General features: G+C 52.2%; 19 protein-coding genes. 10 read left to right on the top strand and 9 right to left on the bottom strand.

The window, feature by feature from the left end:
* Positions 1-149: 149 nt before the first annotated feature.
* The 3 genes from K1Y77_RS02680 to K1Y77_RS02670 all read left to right on the top strand — a co-directional run bounded on the left by K1Y77_RS02680 (position 150) and on the right by K1Y77_RS02670 (position 3,123).
* Positions 150-1,460, top strand: a complete 1,311-nt coding sequence (locus tag K1Y77_RS02680) for a short-chain fatty acid transporter (RefSeq protein WP_030074748.1) — start codon at positions 150-152, stop codon at positions 1,458-1,460.
* Between the two features lie 101 nt (positions 1,461-1,561).
* Positions 1,562-2,086, top strand: a complete 525-nt coding sequence (locus K1Y77_RS02675) for an acyl-CoA thioesterase (RefSeq protein ID WP_264018856.1) — start codon at positions 1,562-1,564, stop codon at positions 2,084-2,086.
* A 32-nt stretch (positions 2,087-2,118) separates the two neighbouring features.
* Entirely contained in the window at positions 2,119-3,123 is a 1,005-nt protein-coding gene (locus K1Y77_RS02670; protein WP_030074745.1) for a hypothetical protein, read from the top strand.
* Between the two features lie 49 nt (positions 3,124-3,172).
* On the opposite strand, the gene K1Y77_RS02665 is transcribed toward K1Y77_RS02670, so the two are convergent.
* On the bottom strand, positions 3,173-4,567 hold the full coding sequence (locus tag K1Y77_RS02665) for an aminotransferase-like domain-containing protein (protein ID WP_264430196.1): 1,395 nt from the start codon (positions 4,565-4,567) through the stop codon (positions 3,173-3,175).
* A gap of 95 nt (positions 4,568-4,662) precedes the next feature.
* On the opposite strand from K1Y77_RS02665, the gene K1Y77_RS02660 reads away from it, so the two are divergent.
* A complete protein-coding gene (locus K1Y77_RS02660) occupies positions 4,663-5,268 on the top strand; it encodes a LysE family translocator (RefSeq protein ID WP_264430194.1) in 606 nt (201 codons plus the stop codon).
* Here the strand turns inward: K1Y77_RS02660 and K1Y77_RS02655 are convergent.
* The gene (locus K1Y77_RS02655; protein WP_030074740.1) at positions 5,265-5,633 is read right to left on the bottom strand and encodes an I78 family peptidase inhibitor; all 369 of its coding nucleotides are present in this window, start codon (positions 5,631-5,633) and stop codon (positions 5,265-5,267) included. The genes K1Y77_RS02660 and K1Y77_RS02655 overlap by 4 nt on opposite strands.
* A 106-nt stretch (positions 5,634-5,739) precedes the next feature.
* Positions 5,740-5,871, bottom strand: a complete 132-nt coding sequence (locus K1Y77_RS02650) for an entericidin A/B family lipoprotein (RefSeq protein ID WP_030074738.1) — start codon at positions 5,869-5,871, stop codon at positions 5,740-5,742.
* 190 nt (positions 5,872-6,061) lie between these two features.
* Here K1Y77_RS02650 and K1Y77_RS02645 point away from each other — a divergent pair, with 190 nt between their 5' ends.
* Positions 6,062-6,481, top strand: coding sequence for an HIT family protein (locus K1Y77_RS02645; protein ID WP_030074736.1), 420 nt, complete (start codon positions 6,062-6,064; stop codon positions 6,479-6,481).
* Between the two features lie 15 nt (positions 6,482-6,496).
* Here the strand turns inward: K1Y77_RS02645 and K1Y77_RS02640 are convergent, their stop codons facing one another.
* From K1Y77_RS02640 to K1Y77_RS02625, 4 genes are all read right to left on the bottom strand, one after another.
* Positions 6,497-7,483 (bottom strand): nickel/cobalt transporter, encoded by a 987-nt coding sequence (locus K1Y77_RS02640; RefSeq protein WP_264430191.1) that lies wholly within the window; start codon positions 7,481-7,483, stop codon positions 6,497-6,499.
* A 75-nt stretch (positions 7,484-7,558) separates the two neighbouring features.
* Positions 7,559-8,194 (bottom strand): DUF1007 family protein, encoded by a 636-nt coding sequence (locus K1Y77_RS02635; protein ID WP_264431409.1) that lies wholly within the window; start codon positions 8,192-8,194, stop codon positions 7,559-7,561.
* Between the two features lie 56 nt (positions 8,195-8,250).
* Positions 8,251-8,628 carry a hypothetical protein gene (locus K1Y77_RS02630; RefSeq protein ID WP_030074730.1) on the bottom strand — a complete coding sequence of 126 codons (378 nt, stop codon included), beginning with the start codon at positions 8,626-8,628 and terminating at the stop codon, positions 8,251-8,253.
* Positions 8,625-9,203: a hypothetical protein gene (locus tag K1Y77_RS02625; RefSeq protein WP_030074728.1), complete on the bottom strand. Its 579-nt coding sequence runs from the start codon at positions 9,201-9,203 to the stop codon at positions 8,625-8,627. The genes K1Y77_RS02630 and K1Y77_RS02625 overlap by 4 nt, the downstream gene beginning before the upstream one ends.
* Before the next feature lie 130 nt (positions 9,204-9,333).
* On the opposite strand from K1Y77_RS02625, the gene K1Y77_RS02620 reads away from it, so the two are divergent.
* Both K1Y77_RS02620 and K1Y77_RS02615 read left to right on the top strand, forming a co-directional pair.
* Entirely contained in the window at positions 9,334-10,464 is a 1,131-nt protein-coding gene (locus K1Y77_RS02620; RefSeq protein WP_264430189.1) for a glycerate kinase, read from the top strand.
* Positions 10,465-10,740: 276 nt separating this feature from the next.
* Positions 10,741-11,217 carry a Dps family protein gene (locus K1Y77_RS02615; RefSeq protein ID WP_009724882.1) on the top strand — a complete coding sequence of 159 codons (477 nt, stop codon included), beginning with the start codon at positions 10,741-10,743 and terminating at the stop codon, positions 11,215-11,217.
* Between the two features lie 95 nt (positions 11,218-11,312).
* Here the strand turns inward: K1Y77_RS02615 and K1Y77_RS02610 are convergent, their stop codons facing one another.
* Together K1Y77_RS02610 and K1Y77_RS02605 are read right to left on the bottom strand one after the other, a co-directional pair.
* On the bottom strand, positions 11,313-12,776 hold the full coding sequence (locus tag K1Y77_RS02610; RefSeq protein WP_264018867.1) for an aminoacyl-histidine dipeptidase: 1,464 nt from the start codon (positions 12,774-12,776) through the stop codon (positions 11,313-11,315).
* Between the two features lie 32 nt (positions 12,777-12,808).
* The gene (locus tag K1Y77_RS02605; protein WP_264430187.1) at positions 12,809-15,010 is read right to left on the bottom strand and encodes a tRNA(Met) cytidine acetyltransferase TmcA; all 2,202 of its coding nucleotides are present in this window, start codon (positions 15,008-15,010) and stop codon (positions 12,809-12,811) included.
* 332 nt (positions 15,011-15,342) lie between these two features.
* Here K1Y77_RS02605 and dctP point away from each other — a divergent pair, with 332 nt between their 5' ends.
* The 3 genes from dctP to K1Y77_RS02590 all read left to right on the top strand — a co-directional run bounded on the left by dctP (position 15,343) and on the right by K1Y77_RS02590 (position 18,339).
* Positions 15,343-16,446: a TRAP transporter substrate-binding protein DctP gene (gene dctP, locus K1Y77_RS02600; RefSeq protein WP_030074720.1), complete on the top strand. Its 1,104-nt coding sequence runs from the start codon at positions 15,343-15,345 to the stop codon at positions 16,444-16,446.
* A gap of 61 nt (positions 16,447-16,507) precedes the next feature.
* The gene (locus K1Y77_RS02595; RefSeq protein ID WP_009724886.1) at positions 16,508-17,011 is read left to right on the top strand and encodes a TRAP transporter small permease subunit; all 504 of its coding nucleotides are present in this window, start codon (positions 16,508-16,510) and stop codon (positions 17,009-17,011) included.
* Positions 17,008-18,339 (top strand): TRAP transporter large permease, encoded by a 1,332-nt coding sequence (locus K1Y77_RS02590; RefSeq protein WP_198023743.1) that lies wholly within the window; start codon positions 17,008-17,010, stop codon positions 18,337-18,339. Before K1Y77_RS02595 ends, K1Y77_RS02590 begins: the two co-directional genes overlap by 4 nt.
* Positions 18,340-18,426: the final 87 nt, after the last annotated feature.

The raw sequence follows: 18,426 nt of genomic DNA, 5'->3' as shown, positions 1-18,426 counted from the left end.
CTGGGCTACCGTAATAGGGTGTATCTAAGCAAGCGCCTAAATAAGCATCGGCATAAGTACCAGAGCAAGCACCTGACAATGGATGAAAAAATCGCTGTACCGCCGTATATTAGCCACGCACTTCCTAATAACGAATAAAGAGAGCACTCATGCTAAAACTCATATCAAAACCAGCCGTTAAGCTGGTTGAGCGCTACTTGCCAGATCCCTATATCTTTGTTCTGCTCCTTACGTTAATTGCCTCCATTGCTGCCATCGCCGTTGAGCGCCAAACGCCGTTGGCCGTACTGCGTATGTGGGGTGATGGTTTCTGGGGACTACTTACCTTCTCCATGCAGATGTTACTGGTGCTCGTCACTGGCTTTATGCTGGCAAGCTCGCCACCGGTAAAACGCATTCTGCAGAAAATCGCTAGCACCGCGAAAAGCCCTGGTGGCGCGATTATTTTAGTAACGCTCGTTTCGCTTGCTGCCAGTTGGATTAACTGGGGATTTGGGCTGGTTGTTGGGGCACTATTTGCCAAGGAACTCGCCCGTTTGATACGGGTTGACTACCGTCTTCTAGTTGCCAGCGCTTACTCTGGTTTCGTTGTATGGCATGGTGGCCTTGCGGGTTCAATTCCGCTAACCATTGCAACGGAAGGCCACTTCTCCGCTGACCAAATAGGCGTTATTGGTACCGGCTCGACTATTTTTGCCTTCTTTAACTTAGCAATTGTGATTTGTCTGTTTATCGCCGTACCGCTGGTTAACCGCTTGATGCTGCCAGATGAAAAAGACAGCGTGTATGTAGATGCCAAGCTGCTAGACGATGAACCTGAAGTTCAGGGCCGTATTACCCGCCCAGCGGAAAAGCTCGAGAATAGCATGCCGCTAGCCCTTTTAGTGGGCGTACCAGGGCTTCTGTTCCTGCTTGACCACTTTCTACTGCGTAGCGGTGGCTTAAACCTCAACGTCGTCAATTTCCTGTTTTTATTCTTGGCTATTGTGCTGCATCGTACCCCACGCAACCTGCTCAATAGCTTAAATGAAGCTATTAAAGGCGGCGCAGGTATTGTCATTCAATTCCCCTTCTACGCAGGCATTATGGCCATCATGGTGCAGTCGGGATTGGCCCAAAGCATGTCGGAGTGGTTAGTCTCTTTCGCCACCGCGACTTCACTGCCTTTCTGGTCATTTCTAAGCGCGGGCATCGTAAACCTGTTCGTACCTTCCGGCGGAGGCCAATGGGCCGTTCAAGCGCCTGTTATGCTACCTGCCGCAGAAGCGCTGGGTGCTGACATTTCTCGTGTGGCTATGGCAGTCGCCTGGGGCGATGCCTGGACTAACTTATTACAGCCCTTCTGGGCACTGCCAGTATTGGCTATCGCAGGTCTGAAAGCGAAAGACATCATGGGCTTCTGCCTCATCCAACTGTTTATCACCGGCATTATCATTTCTGTTGGCCTAGTATGGTTTTAAGAAGTGATAGCCACTAACGTCGTGATAGTTTTAGAACACTAACTGTCTGTTTAGCGCCCGCCCCTTGGGGCGGGCATTTTTCTCTATGTAGGTTTTTATGTATGTCAGACGCCCACGTTGAACATAGCGCCCTACCCGGCCAGCATGAACTCTCCATGACCGTGTTAATGACACCCGACATGGCCAATTTCAGTGGCAAAGTACACGGCGGTGCTATTCTTAAAAAACTCGATGAGGTGGCCTACGCTTGCGCAAGCCGCTATTCGGGTCACTATGTTGTCACGCTTTCCGTCGATCAGGTGTTGTTTAAACAGCCGATTCATGTCGGCGAATTGGTGACTTTCTTAGCTAGCGTTAACCACGTAGGGCGCTCTTCTATGGAGATCGGGGTTAAGGTAGTGGCCGAAGATATTCGTGAAAAGCTGATTCGTCACACCAATAGCTGCTATCTCACCATGGTGGCGGTAGATTCAAATGGCAAGCCCGCGCTAGTGCCACCACTCGCCCTTAAAACCTCGCTACAGAAACTACGATTTGAAAAAGCAGCACTGCGTAAAAAACTACGTAAGCAAGCAGAGCAAGAAGAGTTGCTTACCCATCAACACCACCATCAACACCACTCTTAACGCTAAAACACACCGCAGAGCAAGGAGCCCTCATGCCCGTCAGGGAGCGCTACCCACACCTACCTAAAACCGTTGAGTATGCGCATATCGGTTGGGATTTTTTTATTCTCGCTGCGGTTATTATCAACCTTAGCCTGCTACTGTTTGACTCGCTGTTTCTGATTGGGCCAATTAACGATGCTATTGCCAGCCTTACACCCAGTTTCCACGCGTTTTACGATTCAGTAGTTCACAGCCGCTTTATTACTATTGATTTGTTTTTTGTCGGTATCTTTATAGCGGATGTACTGCTGGGATGGGCGGTAGCGATTGCCGAACGCCGTTATCACCGCTGGTTTTTCTACCCGTTTGTCCACTGGTATGACGTACTGGGCTGCATTCCACTCAGCGGGTTCCGCTTATTGCGCGTGCTGCGCGTGGTATCGCTATTAAATCGGCTGCATCGACTGCGCTTGATTGATGTAACAAGTTGGGACAGCTACCGCTTTTTTGCCAAGTATTACGATATCCTGCTAGAAGAGCTTTCCGACCGCATTGCACTGCGCTTACTAGGTAATGTACAAGAGCAAATTGTGGCTAGCGATTCACTAACAGAGCGGGTCATTGATCGCGTTATCCTCCCTCGCAAGGCCCAGCTAATTCATGAAATTGCTCAGCGATTAGAAACAACTGTGGGGCAAGCCTATCAACAAAACCGTACCACTATCATGGCGGCGATTGATGACTTAGTTAGCCGAACACTACGGGAAAGCCCAGAAATTCAAAAACTACACCGCCTCCCCATGGGAAACACAGCCTCAAACGCTATGCAGGCCTCTCTTAGTGGGGTTGCTCAGCGGCTAGTGGATGAACTCGCCCAGGGCATTCACTCAGCTGAGTTTCGCCAACTGGTTGAGCGTACGGCTGAAACGGGCTTCAACAGTTGGCTAACCGTGGATGAAACAAGCGCGCATGTCACCGAACAAGTGCTTTACGACATTCTCGAAATGCTCAAAGAGCAGGTACGCCACCAAGGATGGAAAGACCGTTATAAATAGCTTGTTATGAGTAGCTTGTTTATCAACAACAGGGCTATTAATAGCCCTGTTATACGGTAATAGTTGCCAACGGCGGCTGAGCCAAGCACTGCTTAATAACATTCAGTGCCTGGGTTAATGTCTGCCTGTCTGCAGCAGCCCCAATACAAATCCTAATTGCCTGGGGCGCTGGCGTACTTCCCACACAAAAAGGCTCCGCACTTGAAACTTTAACGCCTTGCAGCTGCAAGCGTTCACACAGCTCAATGGCACGACTTCCCTCCGGCAACGTAAGCCAGACATTGCTGCCGTTATGACTTCGGCCCAGCGTGTAACCGAAAAATATCTCTGTCACTATTTGCTGTCGCGCGGCTAGCTCCTCGGTTTGCCACGTAAGCAGTGAAGCCGCCTCGGGCTGAGCGATCCAATAACAGGCAATATCAACCATCAGTGGCGGCACCATCCAACTTTGTGCCCTTAATCCGGCGGCAAGGCGTTCAAGCAGTTTATTAGGCGCCCGCAAGACACCAATACGCAGCCCACCCGCTAGTACCTTTGCGGTACTGAAGACAAACAGCGTTCGCTCTGGCGCTAACTGATACAGCGGTGTGCCGCGCTGCTCAGCAGGCAAATACTGCACACCATCTTCCAGTAGCCAACTGTCATAACGTCTGGCAAGCGCCACTAATTGCTCTCGCCGAGCCTCGCTAAGACAAGCGCCGGTAGGATTATTCTGATCAGGTGTCACATAGATTAACCTGGGTGCCTGGCGGGCGCACTGAGCCTCCAGCGCCTCCATACACATTCCCGATTCATCAAAGGCAATGCCCACCATTTTTAGGTGTGCTTGCTGGGCAGCGCTAATTGCACCTGGATAGGTCAAGGCATCGGTCGCTATCAGTTCACCAGGGCGCAGCAACGTGCTAAGCACAAGACTAATGCCATGCTGCCCTCCCTGAGTAATCAGCAGCTCATCTGCGTTCAGCGACATACCTAACTGCGCTAGCCATTCTGCCAACCTCTCGCGGTGACCTTCGGCTCCCCTCGCATCAAGATAGGAGACTCCTCGCGTTACTGCAGAAGGCGATTCGCTCATTGCCTTTAAAGCAGCACTGAACGCCTGCAAACGAAGTGGGTGAGGCGGCGGCAAACTTAAGCTTAAATCGATGACATCACTGTCATCACCCGTCCGCCATGCCATATCAAAAACGGTTTTTGGCGCAGGTTGCTTGACGAAGGTTCCACTGCCTACTCGAGCGGTTACCCAGCCATGGTGCTCTGCCTCAGCATACCCCCGGGTAACGGTGCCTACGGTCACCCCCAATGCATCCGCTAAGCGCCGCTGAGGTGGCAAGCGTTCGCCTGGGGCAAGCTCGCCGGCCGAGATGGCTGCGCCAATGGACTGGGCAATAGCGCGATAGCGTGGCCCAGAAAAACACTCAAGTGAAGGCACCCAAATTGTCATGGTGACAATAAAACCTTTGACGTAGATTTACCCGCCATTATGCTTACAAAAGCGATCAAAAAACAATCTAAACCACAAAATTGTATGGATACAAAATGAACAACGAATGGCTACTGCTTGGCCCGGCTGCGCTTTATATGATGTCGATGACGCTTACCCCTGGGCCAAACAATATTATGCTGACCGCCTCTGGGGCGAATTTTGGTTTTCGCAGAACTATGCCTCATATGTGGGGCATTTTAGGCGGCTGTTTTCTGCTGTTTTCCGGTATCGCGCTGGGGCTTGGCGTCTTGTTTGAACGCTTTCCTATGGTGCAAATGACACTCCGCTGGGTGGGTAGCGCCTATCTGCTGTATTTAGCTTGGAAGATAGCCACTGCACCGCCGCCGAATCTCAAAGGAACTCAACACGGCGTGCCGCTAACTTTTTTGCAAGCCGCAATGTTTCAATTCGCTAATCCTAAAGCTTGGGTAATGGGGCTGGCGTTGATGGCAGGATTTCTCCCCGAAAACGGGCAGCCAGTAGTAAATGCGCTAGTGTTAGCTGGTTTTGCAGAATTGGTCGCGCTGCCGTGTATTGCTTTATGGGCAGCGTTTGGCAGCGCTATTGGGCAGTGGATAAAAAGTGATAAAGCTTGGCGGCTGTTTAATATCACCATGGGGTTATTAACGGCCGCCTGTGTTGTACTGATCTTACGCTAGCCGCAGCGCAACGCTTCAATCATGTCGTTACTTTCAAGCAAAATATTTAAGCGATCTTCTCGGTAGTCTAAGGTAGCGGCACTGTTAGGCCTGAGTACTCGTACCTGCTGAGCGCCGCTCTCATTTTGTAGAGTGGGTACATTGGCTTCATCAAAAGGAGCGCCAATAGCGTACTGAACTGCTTCAGCATCGCACCTAGTGTTCATCTCAGCAGAAGGCTGACCTACAGTAGGTGGCTTTGGGGCAGGGACATTCTCGGGAGAACCAGCACATGCCACCAACAAGACCGAGACTGGTAATACCGATGCGAGTAATACCGTAAGGCTACCCAATTTTTTCTTAGCGTAGCGTAATGGGTGATTCATGATGATTCTTCCTTGTTTGGCTAATAACTACCCACAATGCAAAACGGGTTAGACAACTATGCCTAACCCGTTCATTCACGCCAAGACGTGCCAATAATAAATAGCCTTAACTTGCCGCATCTTGTACTGCTTGACCGCCCTCTTCAACATCCTGTCCTGCACCTGAAATAGTGTTGCAGCCCGCTAGAGCGCCCGCCGTCATTAAAAGAATAAAGCTAATACCCATGAGTTTTTTCATCTGTGTTCTCCTTAACAAAGTATTCAACAATCGGGAAGCTCCGACGGTAGCCTTACCGTCTGGGAGTGCTTTTAGCGTAACAGATTTTAATAATTTTGCCTGTTTCGGTACCGACTTAGCCGTTATTGGCAAGAGGCAGAGGAACTGAGCAGCTGCTATGCTAGCTTTTATTATGTAAAGGAGTACTTAATTGAAAACGTTTGAACTTGATCCGCGACTAGAAGCGGATACATTGCCGCTTGCCGACCTTCCTCTATGTCGTGCGCTGTTAATGAACGATGCACGCTACCCTTGGGTAATTCTGGTACCTAAGCGCGATTCAATTAGCGAAGTGTTTGAACTTAGCCACGAGGACCAGACACAGCTATGGCGGGAAGCCACGCTGCTAGGAGCTGCGATGAAGGAGGCTTTTCACGGTGATAAGCTCAATATTGCCACCTTAGGCAATGTTGTCAGCCAGCTGCATATTCACTTGGTAGTGCGCTATAAAGATGATGCCAGCTGGCCTGCACCGGTATGGGGAAACGGCAGCCCTGAGCCTTATGAGCTAGCCCTTCAAGGCAGCCGACGTGAACAGTTGCTTGCCCAGATTGAGGGGTTGAAGTTTTAACAAACAAAGCATTGCTTAATTCCCTAGCAATGGTCCCTGCCTTGATGGTGGCTCGCTGAGCAATGGGCCACTAGCAGGCTGGGCAGCGCCAGCCATGGAAAGCGATACGCCTAGCGCAACAATGAGCGCACCGCCAGTAAGCGCTGCCCAGCCTGCCGCTTTTTCAACCACCTGTCGGCTGCTCTGTTGACGCAACCGCTTAGCCGCCCAACCGCGAGCCACTATGCTTGCCAGCGCCAGCACAGAAACGGTAATACCGGTACCCAGCGACATGGCTAACACCGAAGCGACTCCCACATAAAACTGCCCCAGCAGGCTAGCAGCCCCCAACATCAACACTGCCCCAGTACAGGGTCTCATACCGATCGCACCGACGGTCATCAATGCGGTGCGCCAGTCGAGCGCTTGCTGAGGTTCAATATGATGAGCGCCTCCGCAGCAGTGGGAATGATCATGGCTATGACTGTGTTCAGCAGCATGGCTAGCGTGTGCGGAATAAGCGTGGCGCAATTGTTTAATGGCGCGCCAGCATAACCAGCCACCTAACAGTGCTACTAACATAAAACTGGCTTGTTCCACCCACGCTACGCTACCCATTGCCTGACGGGTCAGCCAGCCAAGGCCATGTACGAGTACAGCCACCATGGCAATCGCTGTAATCCCTTGTAGCAAGGCTGCCGCAAAGGAAAGCCCCAAGGCGCGCCGGGTGGCACCACCGTGAGATGCTAAATACGTCGCTAATACCGCTTTACCATGCCCAGGCCCTGCAGCATGAAAAACGCCATAAGCAAAACTTACCCCTAGTAGCGTCAGCCACGTAGTGGCAGAAGGCGTGCGGGAAAGCTCGGTAATAGCAAGTGTCAGAGTACGGTGTAAATCTCGCTGCCAAGCCAGCAGTTGAAGACTAACCCCCTGCAAATTAGCCTGTACGATGACGACCAACAGCAGCGCCCCAAACACGGTCAGCGCTCCCCATAGCAGTTGTTGCCGCGTTAAAGGCATTGCCCCTCCACTGAAAAGTTATAAAGTAACACTGCTGTCAAGTAACACTTTATACACGACCTTTCAGGTTTTCCGCTAGTCGCATTCAACCCGCCCCGTTTCTGCAAAATGGCGGCCCAATCCTGGCTCACCTTCTTCGTCCACATCTAACAGCGCGGCTTGCATAACCAGTTCCGGATCAGGGTCAGCAGGTAACACGCTTAAACGACAGTCAGGTTCACCATTAAGAATCAGTGCCTGCTCAGAGGGTGCCCCTTCCTCTTCTTCGTGCACCACTTCGATATAGTAGGTTGGATCAAAGACCTGGTACTCCAGCATTCGTCCGGCCAATGGCTGAGGCGTTGCTAACGGCAGAATAAACATAAAGGTTAAGCGGCCATCACGCTCCAACGCCGTGTATTCAGACACCTCACCCAGCGCTTGTGGTTCGCCATCTACACGAATCTCCGTAAAGTAGTGCTGCTGCGACAAGTTGTCGCGGATGTCGCTGCCTAGCTGGTCAAGGCCTTCTTGCAGATTGCTGCCTTGAACCTGCTGTAACTCTTCGAACACCACCAAACTGTAAAAAGGGTCCATTCGCCACGTTTGATGAAGCCCTGTTGCAATCCCCTCATTGTTTGTTATCACCCGCACACTGAGATCGACCCAGCCATGGGGGTGAGCCATCACCGGACTGCTGCTTAACGCGCCGCTAACACCTACTGCCAACACTACCCAGTAACCGCGGAGTTTATTCAGCAAATTTCCATGCGCGGGCAATACGCCTATCACGGCAATTCTCCTAATTTATGTTGCAGCTCAACCAACCAAGGATCTAATACACGCGGTGGCAGTGGCTGATTCCCACGCAACGCCGATAAGCTGACATAGCTACCACCAGCCACCTCACTTACCTGTAGTTGCAGGCGATACTCAGGCCAGCGGGCTAGCGTTGCCTCTGCGCGCCCTAGCGCTAAATCAGCGTGCCGCACGATATAGCCCTGCTCCATCATTAACTCAATGGCTTCGCGGAACGTTTGCTCTGGGGAAGCGTTGTAACGTAGCTCTCGCGGCTCTAGTGGCTGTGTCGTTGCACAGCCTGCCAGCGTAATAGTCATGAGTAGCGCGGTGGCCGTTAAAAAGAAGTGCTTACGTAGTGGTTTCATAACGCCCCCGGGGTAGCTGCTGCTTGCTTAAACGCAGTTTGGAAACGCTGACAAAAATCATCATTGCTCGCGCTGTAAGATTCACGCAGATCCCCTAAGTGGTCAAAGCGACGAATATCTCGTGAAAGCCGGATATAGCCATCGCGAGCCAGTAGCGACACTCGCTCTACTTCGACGGGTTGGTGCCGGAAACCAGCTCCAAACCCACCACCAATCCCCAGCCCAATGCTTGAACCACCGCGCCCCAAACCGAAGCCACCAAATACCCGCATGTTTCGCCCATACCCAAAGTCGTTATCATAAGGGTCATAGTAACCAATTAAATCTCGCTGCCGACTAGCGGTCACAAGCCCTAGATCGGTGTCAGTAGTTTCAAGCTCAAAACCCCATGTTTCCAATACGCCAATACTTTGTGTCAGCACCTCCAACGATGGAGTCTTTTGACTAGGCTGATCGCTTGGAAAATAGCAGGCTGCCGAAGGGGCTGGCTCCGCTTGAGGAAGGCGCTCAGGCACTGTTTGGCAGCCTGTCACTAGTAACAAGCACGTCATGCTAATCGGTAGTATTGCCTTCATGAGTGATCCTCTCGCCCCAGTGGCGGCTGGTGTGTCATCGAACGCCGCGCTAAGCTCGCTGGCAACCATTAAGATAAATGATAAAAAACTACGACAAATAGTTATGACAACGCATTAAGGAGGCTGTGCGATGAATGTTCTGCTTTGCCCCGATAGTTTTAAAGATGCGCTTAGCGCTGAACAAGCGGCAAGCGCCATGGCAAGCGGTATTCAGCGGGCTGCGCCAACCGCCACGATTAACCTTTGCCCGCTGGCCGATGGCGGCGAAGGCAGCTTGGAAGCGCTTATTGCCGCCACCAACGCCGAACGCCGTCAGCTAACCGTACAAGATGCCTTGGGGCGGCCGCGACAAGCATCTTGGGGCTGGCTAAGCGAGCAGCGTACCGCGTTTATCGAGCTGGCAGAAGCCAGTGGGCTGCAGCACCTAACCACTCACCAACGTAATGCCCTGCATACCACCACTTACGGCGTCGGAGAATTGTTTCTCGCAGCGCTGGACGCTGGTGCCACGAGGGCGCTGCTTTTTTTAGGTGGTAGTGCTACCAATGACGCAGGAGCAGGCATGCTCCAAGCACTGGGAGCCAAATTAGTAGATAAGAACGGCGATTCGCTTCCTCCCGGTGGCGCAGCACTCCAGCAGCTTGCAACGCTCGACCTTTCCACGCTAGATCCGCGTTTAAACAACCTAGAGGTTGAAGCCGCCGTGGATGTCGATAACCCCCTATTAGGGCCTCGTGGGGCGAGCGCTGTCTTTGGCCCGCAAAAAGGCGCATCACCTGACGATGTCGACACCCTTGACCGCGCAATTGGCCATTTTGCTGACCTAAGCGCCCAAGTGTTGGGTCGCGATGAGAAAGAATTAGCAGGTGCAGGAGCGGCGGGTGGTATGGGGTTTGCTGCTCGCTGCTTTCTTAACGCCACCCTTACGCCAGGCATTGAGATGATTATGCAGCAGGCCAAGCTTCCCAGCCTGCTTCCTAACGTTGACCTAATCATTACTGGAGAAGGTCGTCTCGATGGCCAAAGCCTTTCGGGTAAAACGCCCATTGGCGTTGCGCGGCTTGCCAAGCGCCATGGCAAGCCCGTCATTGTGCTGGCCGGTAGCCTAGGTGATGGCTGGCAGGCGTGTTTAGAAGAGGGTGTTACTGCCGCATTTGCCCTTGCCGATGGTCCAATGGCGCTTGAAGACGCCCTACCACGTACTGCAGAGTTGCTTGCTGACCGCTGTGAGAGTATTACAAGACTTTGGCTTGCTCGGTAAGCCAGCCGCCCCTTGAAAATACATCTCCCCTTGAAAAACTAACTTAGCGCCTATATCTCTTTTATTAGACGCACATTCAGCGGCATATCAGTACTGTACTACGTTGCGTCAGCGATGAGTCAGCCGTCGCCAGCTCACCGCCAAGGTAATGTTATGACGCTATTGACGCGATGCAGAAAACTTGTTTTGCAACGCCCACTAAGCGTCTTAAGCTAAATCAAACGATTTGATAACCGTACTGTTTTTAGCGCGGCTACCACCATGGAGGAGCACGATATGAGTGATACAAATAGCATCGGCTTACACGAAGGCAGTGCAAGCCAGTTGGCTGAAAAATTGAATCACCTGCTGGCCAATTACCAGATTTTCTATATGAACGTTCGTGGCTACCATTGGAACGTTAGAGGCAGCGATTTTTTTGAGCTACATGCCAAGTTCGAAGAGTTTTATACGGATCTGCTGACTAAAGTCGACGAAGTGGCGGAGCGAATTTTAACGCTCGGCCACAAGCCCATTCATGCGTATAGCGACTATGTAAAAATTTCGCGTATTGAAGAAGATAAAGACGTTCATGATGGCCAAACCTGCGTAAAAGGCGTACTCACCGGTTATCAAACACTGATTGAATTACAGCGGGAACTGCTAGCAATTGCGTCGGACGCTGACGATGAAGGCACCGCTGCGCAAGCTGGTGACTACATTCGCGAGCAGGAAAAAACCGTATGGATGCTCAACGCTTACCTAAGCAAATAATGCGATGTTTACCTTGCTGACGGCTGACGTGAGCATCAGGTAAGCACTATCAAAAACGGCACCCATAGCGGTGCCGTTTTTTTGTGGCGATTTGTCTAACGAGACTTCGCCAACGTTTCAATGAAATCGCGCAACATCTCCCAGAACTCTGCTACCGATTCAATTTCTACTCGCTCGTCTGGCGAATGCGCGCCGCGAATCAGAGGGCCAAACGAAATCATGTCTAAATGTGGGTATTTACTTCCTAAAATGCCACACTCAAGGCCTGCATGAATCACCTTAACCTCGGGTTCGCGGCCCATTAATGCAGCATGCCGAGTGTTAAAAATAGCAAGCAAGGGGCTTTGTGGATTGGGTGCCCAGCCGGGGTAGCCATTTTCCACTTTTACTCTAGCGCCCATCAGGCCAAACAGCGCCTGAAAACGACTCGACATCGCGTCAGTGGCACTGTCATGCAATGAACGCACCAGTGCACAAAGATGGAAACGACCGTTTTCCACGCTTAATACACCCAAATTGTTCGAGGTTTCCACTACCCCCGGCACATCCGCACTCATGCGCTCAACCCCACAAGGGGCTGCATGCAGCGCAGCCAGCAGCATCGCACTGGCGTCCCGCGTTAACGGTTCAGCGTCAGCCAGCTCCACTCGCTCCGCAATGAGCGCCATATTGCTATCGCCACTGCCCAATTCAGTTTTCAGTGTATCGGCAAGCGCTTCCACCATCCCCAACGCCGCGTTAACCTCATCAGCAGGCAGAGCAACTTGTGCAAACGCCTCACGGGGGATGGCATTACGCAGCGTGCCCCCCTGGTAACTAATCAGCCGCGCACCAAAGGTTTCCAATGCCCACAGCACGCGGACTAGCAAACGGTTCGCGTTACCCAGAGGCTTATCAATATCCATCCCTGAGTGCCCGCCTTTCAAGCCGGTCAGCGCCAGCGAGATCACTTGTTCATCTTCTTGTAGGACGGTAGTGGGAAGTTGCGCATTCACCACTACATCAGCACCACCCGCACAACCAATATACACTTGGCCGCGATCTTCGCTGTCTAAATTGAGTAGCAACGACCCTTCCAGCCAGTTCTCGGCGAGATTGAGCGCGCCGCCCATAGAAGTCTCTTCCTCTAGCGTAAACAGCGCTTCTAAAGGGCCATGAGTAAGCTCTGGATCTTCTAAAACAGCGAGTATGGCTGCCACCCCAAGGCCATTATCAGCCCCTAGTGTGGTGCCATCAGCAAATAACCAACCCTCTTTTTCATACGTCTGAATAGGGTCACGGGTAAAATCGTGGTCATGCCCAGCGTTAGCTTGCGCCACCATATCTAGATGGCCCTGCAACACGATGCCTGGCGCGCTTTCACAGCCGGACGTGGCGGGCTTACAAATGCGCAGGTTGCCAAAAGCATCCCGGTCGTGGGATAGCCCCTGGGAATCAGCCCAGGCCTCTAGCGTCGCCACTAGCGCGGCTTCATGGCCAGAGGGGCGTGGCGTATTACATAGTGTGCGAAAGTGCTGCCACACTAAACGTGGCTCGAGGGCTTCTAGATGTGCGTTCATGGAAACTCTTCATTATCGATAACCAGTTTACTTTACCCGCCTGAGCTACTGGGGAAAAGCGTGCGCTGTTCAATAATTTGTTGAGTCGCACGACGAATTAGCCGCACTGACTCGCCGTGTGCTTTCGCTAACGGCTGGTTTTGAAAGGCCCAGGCAATCAGCTGTTGGTGGGCTATTTGCACCTCTTGTCCTAATAACCAATGGCTAGCCTCTCTGGCCAGCGCCTGAAGCGACGTTCTTGCCAATGCAGGGTCACGGTGCCCATACGCCACATCTTCTACTGCCTGAGTATCAGTGCTGCTAAGCGGTAAACGAGGCAAGGACGGCAACAGTAACGCGACGATCGGTGCGGGCAGTGTCGCTAACTCAAAGGCTAATAGCGTTATCAACGAGGCCGCAAAAGAGTCATGCAGAGACGTCAGCACTGCTTGCCCTTCGCTTGTCAGCGCTCGCGCCACCATAATGGCGTACTCGCCGGTCGCCGCTTCTCGGGTGATACCTAAGCGAACAGGTACGAAACCGAGCGCCAACCAAAAGCGAAGCAACGAGGCTTCGGCACCAAAGGTAGCCCCGTAAAGCGCGACCCCTTGCTGGCTAGCATCGGCTATATCGTCTTCTAACAACCAACGCCCTAATCCTTCACGGCGCCGCTCTGGATGAGTAGCAATGCGCGCTACCCGCCGCCAGCGAGAGGTTAACGCCTCACGACTGCCACTGTGAGCCGCTAACGACTGGGCCAGTAGATGACCTTGAGGACGCCGCTCACCACGAGCCACCTGCTCAGCAAGTGCAGCATTAAAGTCACCTTCTTCCCGAGTCACCAAAACGGCCTGAGGCTCTTTTGATGCGATGATTGTGCGAATAGCGGTGCCAGGGCCATCCAACAGTTGGCGTAAGTCACTGGGCGTGGTGCGATAGTGGGACTGCACTAGCAAGCCAAACAGTTTTGCTAAGCACTCAGGCTGCTTGGCTAACTGAGCCTGAGCAAGTGCAATAGAGACGGTCTGACACTCCGTACCAGCGTGTGACTCAGGTAACTGAGCCTCAGGTAGCGGAGCATTGAGCAGCAACAACGTTTGAATAGTCGCTTCTAAAGGGTCGCCCGCTGACCAGCGAATAGGAGCTTCAAGAGCTAGCTCACGCCACTGGGGTGCTTTGCTATTTAGCACCTCGCGAAAACGTAGTGCAAAGCCTCGCCCAGAACCTTCATAACCATGCACGGTGGTGGCAAACGCGATACGGGGGAATGCAACCAACCACTGGGCTAGCAAGGCCGCAGGAATAGCTGCCGCTTCATCGACAAGTAAATAGCTGCCACTGCCGCCGAGCGCTGCTTGGTGAACTTGTTCGTTTAGCGCATCAGGAGGAAGAAAACACAGCGAGCTACCATTCGGCAGTTCAAACCGCGCGTGGCTGAGACGCTGGCCTTCCGGGCATAACGCTACCACTCGCGCAAATAGGCTTTCCACTGAACTAAGACGAGGTGCCGTCACTACCAGTTGCGTAATGCTTTTCTTCAATAAGCGAGCACAAGCAATCCCCAGTGCAGCGCTTTTACCCCGCCCTCGATCGGCAGTAATAACCAATGGTCGGCGACGCTTTAGTTTTACTAGTGCATTTACCGCATGAGCCTGGTCGGCAGTTAAACAGTCTGTGTCATCAAACGGAGCCGCACGCGATTCACGAATAGCTAGTTTGGGCAGCGTGAGGTGACCGTCAACTTCCCAGCGAACAATAGTGCTCTCACCCGTCAGTTGAAGCGCTAACCGCTTAAGGTAATGAGCGCTCAATGAAGCCCAGCGCCACGGGTAATCGGCAAAGCGGGCATAGTCAGGATCAGGCTGTTCACCCCAGCGGCTTGGCGTAATGATCACCAATAACCCACCAGCACTCACGGTGCCTGCCAAGGCTCCAAGCGCATCTGGATCTAATCCCTGGCTACCACTAGCATCTAGGACAACTAGCTGATGTTCCGCACCGAGCCGTGTACGCGCTTTACTGGCTGGTAAACAGGGCGACAACGTCGTCTCTTGCTCAGCCCCCACCCATAATGGCGCCTGCCACATTCGCACGTCCCATAGCCGTTGCGCCTGGTGGCGGGCCTTTTCAGGTGGCCCGTAGAGCCATACCAGTGTCCGCCAGCGCCGGCGCTGCAGACGGACGGCATGATGATCCAAGGCCGATACTTGCTTCATGACCGTCATTGGTTTTTCAACGCGGCAGCCCACGCGCATAGCATCTCCTTAGAATGTCTTTTGCTTACAACTTTGGTTGTAGATTGGCGTGATTTTCAACGCTTTTAGAACTAACCATATGGTCAAAAAAGGCATCAAAAAGTATACAAATAACTGTTTTTAATGATTTTAATTTTTCAAAGAAGCTTCGTGTAGGACGTTAAACTCTTTGGATTACTGATATTGCGCTGCAGTAGGTGGAGTGTGCTAGCTTAGCGATGCAGTCTAGCGGTATTTACTTTACGTAAACGTAAGCCATACCCGCTGCACTTTCCTGCTTTCAGGTAATGAACACTAATAACGCCAACCGCCAAAGTACCAGGAAACTCGCAATGAAAAAGATGACTAAATTTGCCTTAACTAGCCTCGCCGCTGGTGTCGCATTCGCCGCACTCACCTCTACTGCTCAAGCGCAAGAACAGTGGACAATGACCACTACCTGGCCAGAAAACCTCGACCTGATTAAGATTGATCAGCACTGGGCAGAGCTTGTAAACCAGCTGGCAGGCGACGAGGTACAGATTAATTTCCGCGCTGGGGGCACGCTAATGCCCGGCACTGAAGTCTTCGATGCTACCGAAACCGGTGCTATTCAAGCTGCTGGTGATTGGCCGGGCTACTGGGCAGGTTTGAACCCGGCATTTTCTCCACTTGCCACCACTACTAGCTTATTTAATGGCGTTGATTACTTGAACTGGATTCAGCAGTGGGGCGGTTTTGAGCTCTACCAAGAGATCTACGGTCAATACAATATGGTGTATTTGCCTTACGGCATTACCAACAATGAATCTGGCTTCATGGGCCGTACGCCAATCGAAAGTATCGCAGACCTTGAGGGTAAGCGCTTGCGCCTATCTGGACGTGACCAGGGCCGAGTTCTCGAAGAGCTAGGTGGCTCGCAGGTTACGCTAGCCGGTGGCGAAGTGTACCAAGCGATTGAACGCGGCGTGATCGACGCCGGTGAGTTCTCTACTCCAGGCGTTGACTTTAACGCAGGCTTTGCCGAAGTTGCCGACTACTGGGCGACACCTGGTTGGCACCAGTCGGCGAGCGTTTTCGGCGTTATGATCAACAAAGATTCCTGGGACGCCCTGTCTGAAGAGACCCAAGCGAAGCTAAGAACTGCCGCTGAAGCCACCATGGCATGGTCACTTTCCTGGTCAGAGCGTGAGTCTACTGAGGCTACGCGGAAGTTTATTGATGCGGGCGTCACCATTAACCAGTTCTCTGAAGAAGATCTGGCGCGCATTCAAGAAATTACCAATGAAGTGATCGTTCGCGGTGCTTGTGAGCACCCAGATCATGCAAAAGTTTACCACTCCATGATTAGCTACCTAGAAGACTACGCAGCATGGCGGGATGTTACCGCGCCATTCAACATGAGCCGCACCATGGATAACCTGCCTTCACTGGAAGAGATCGAAGCCTGCCTATAAGGCGTTCAAGTACTGCCCCAGCAAGGCTGGGGCGGTTGGTGCTTAGCTGCGGAGACCTTCCATGAATGCGATTGCCAAGGCGATCGATGCAATTAACGAGCTGCTGGGCCGCATCATCGCACCGTTAATTGCCATCATTACTCTGATAGTGCTTTACGACATCGTGTCGCGCTTCTTCTTTGGCCGCCCTAGCGACTGGGCGTTTGATGTCACCAAAATGCTGTTTGGCGCGCACTTTATGCTAATGGCCGCTTATGGGTTACGTCACCATGCCCACGTGGAAGTCGACGTTATTAAGCGTCTGCTATCACGCAAAAAGCAGGCCGTACTAGACCTGCTCGGCTATTTAATCTTCTTTGTGCCGTTCATCTGGCTGCTGCTGACCTATGGCTGGCGGTTTTTTGAGCGTTCGTTTAGCCGTGGCGAAACGACCTACGGTATGGTCTCAATCCCGGTGTACCCAGTGAAAGGCGTTATCGTGGTCGCTGCTGTGCTTATTTTGTTGCAGGCGGTTGCTATCGTTCTGCGCGCCATTATGCAACTGCGTGAGGAGAAATCCGCATGAGTGCAGAACTACTGACGCTGGTGATGTTTGGTGGGCTTTTAGTTGGCTTGTTTATGGGTCATCCGCTTGCTTTTGTACTGGGTGGCATGGCAGTCATCGGCGCATATTTAGGGCCTGGCATCAACACCCTGGGGATCATCATTAACAACGTCTATGGCAACGCTATGGACAACTATGTATTAGTGGCTATCCCGCTGTTTATTTTGATGGCGCGCTTTCTTAATGATTCGGGCGTCACCGAAAAAATGTTTGATGCGATGCGGCTACTGCTAGCGAACCTTCGCGGTGGACTAGCCCTTACCGTGGTCGTTGTATCTGTATTACTTGCAGCTACCACCGGTATTGTTGGCGCGTCGATTGCCGTTATGGGCATGATTGCCCTGGTGCCAATGCTGAAATATGGCTATAACAAAGAGTTAAGCGCAGGCGTTATCATGGCCAGCGGCTGCTTGGGCATTTTGATTCCCCCCAGCATTATGCTGATTTTGATGGCGAGCTATTCGCCTGTCTCCGTGGGTGCACTCTTTGCTGGTGCGTTGATTCCCGGCCTGATGCTGGGAGTGATGTATGCACTATACGTGCTGGTGATTTGCTGGCTAAAACCCAGCTATGGCCCTAAAGTGCCTGCGGCAGAACGGGCAGAAGTCAGCACAAAACAGCTGCTGATCATGCTGGGTAAGTACGTTGTTCCACCCATGTCGTTAATTCTCGGCGTACTGGGGGCTCTGTTTACCGGTGTAGCAACGGCCACTGAAGCATCTGCTATTGGTGTGTTTATCGCCTTCCTGCTGTTTTTAATCTTCGGCGATCGCAAGGTGTCTACCTGTTACAACACACTGATCGAAGCTGGTAAAACGACAACCATGGTAATGCTAGTGCTCGTCGGGGCCACAGCGTTTACCGGGGTGTTCTCGATTGGCGGCGGCATGACGGTGATTAGTGACTTTGTACTAGCCGTTCCAGGCGGAACTGTTGGTGCCCTACTGTTGATGCTGTTCCTGGTATTTATCCTCGGTATGTTCCTCGATTGGACCGGCATCGTGCTGCTAAGCTTCCCCATTATGCTGCCCATCATTGCACAAATGGATGTGGATGTGCTGTGGTTCGTCGTCATGGTAGCGGTAGTGCTGCAAACCTCCTTCCTAACGCCACCCTTTGGCTATGCACTGTTCTATTTAAAGGGTGTAGCACCACCAGGAGTAGAAATTGTTGATCTCTACAAAGCAGTCGTACCCTTTGTAATCATAATTCTCTTCGCTTGCATACTGATGGCGCTTTTCCCTAGCTTGATTACGGGACTACCAAGCATGTTAGTGGGTTATTCGTAACCACACGCTATTAGCGCTAAACGCCCAACATCCCCCCGCCTAGCGGGGGGATTTTTTTGTTAGCAGTAATGTTGGCTGCAGCCGCCT

The organism is Halomonas qaidamensis, from assembly GCF_025917315.1.
Taxonomy (GTDB): Bacteria; Pseudomonadota; Gammaproteobacteria; order Pseudomonadales; family Halomonadaceae; genus Vreelandella; species Vreelandella qaidamensis.
This window is presented reverse-complemented; position numbering and strand designations above follow the sequence as displayed.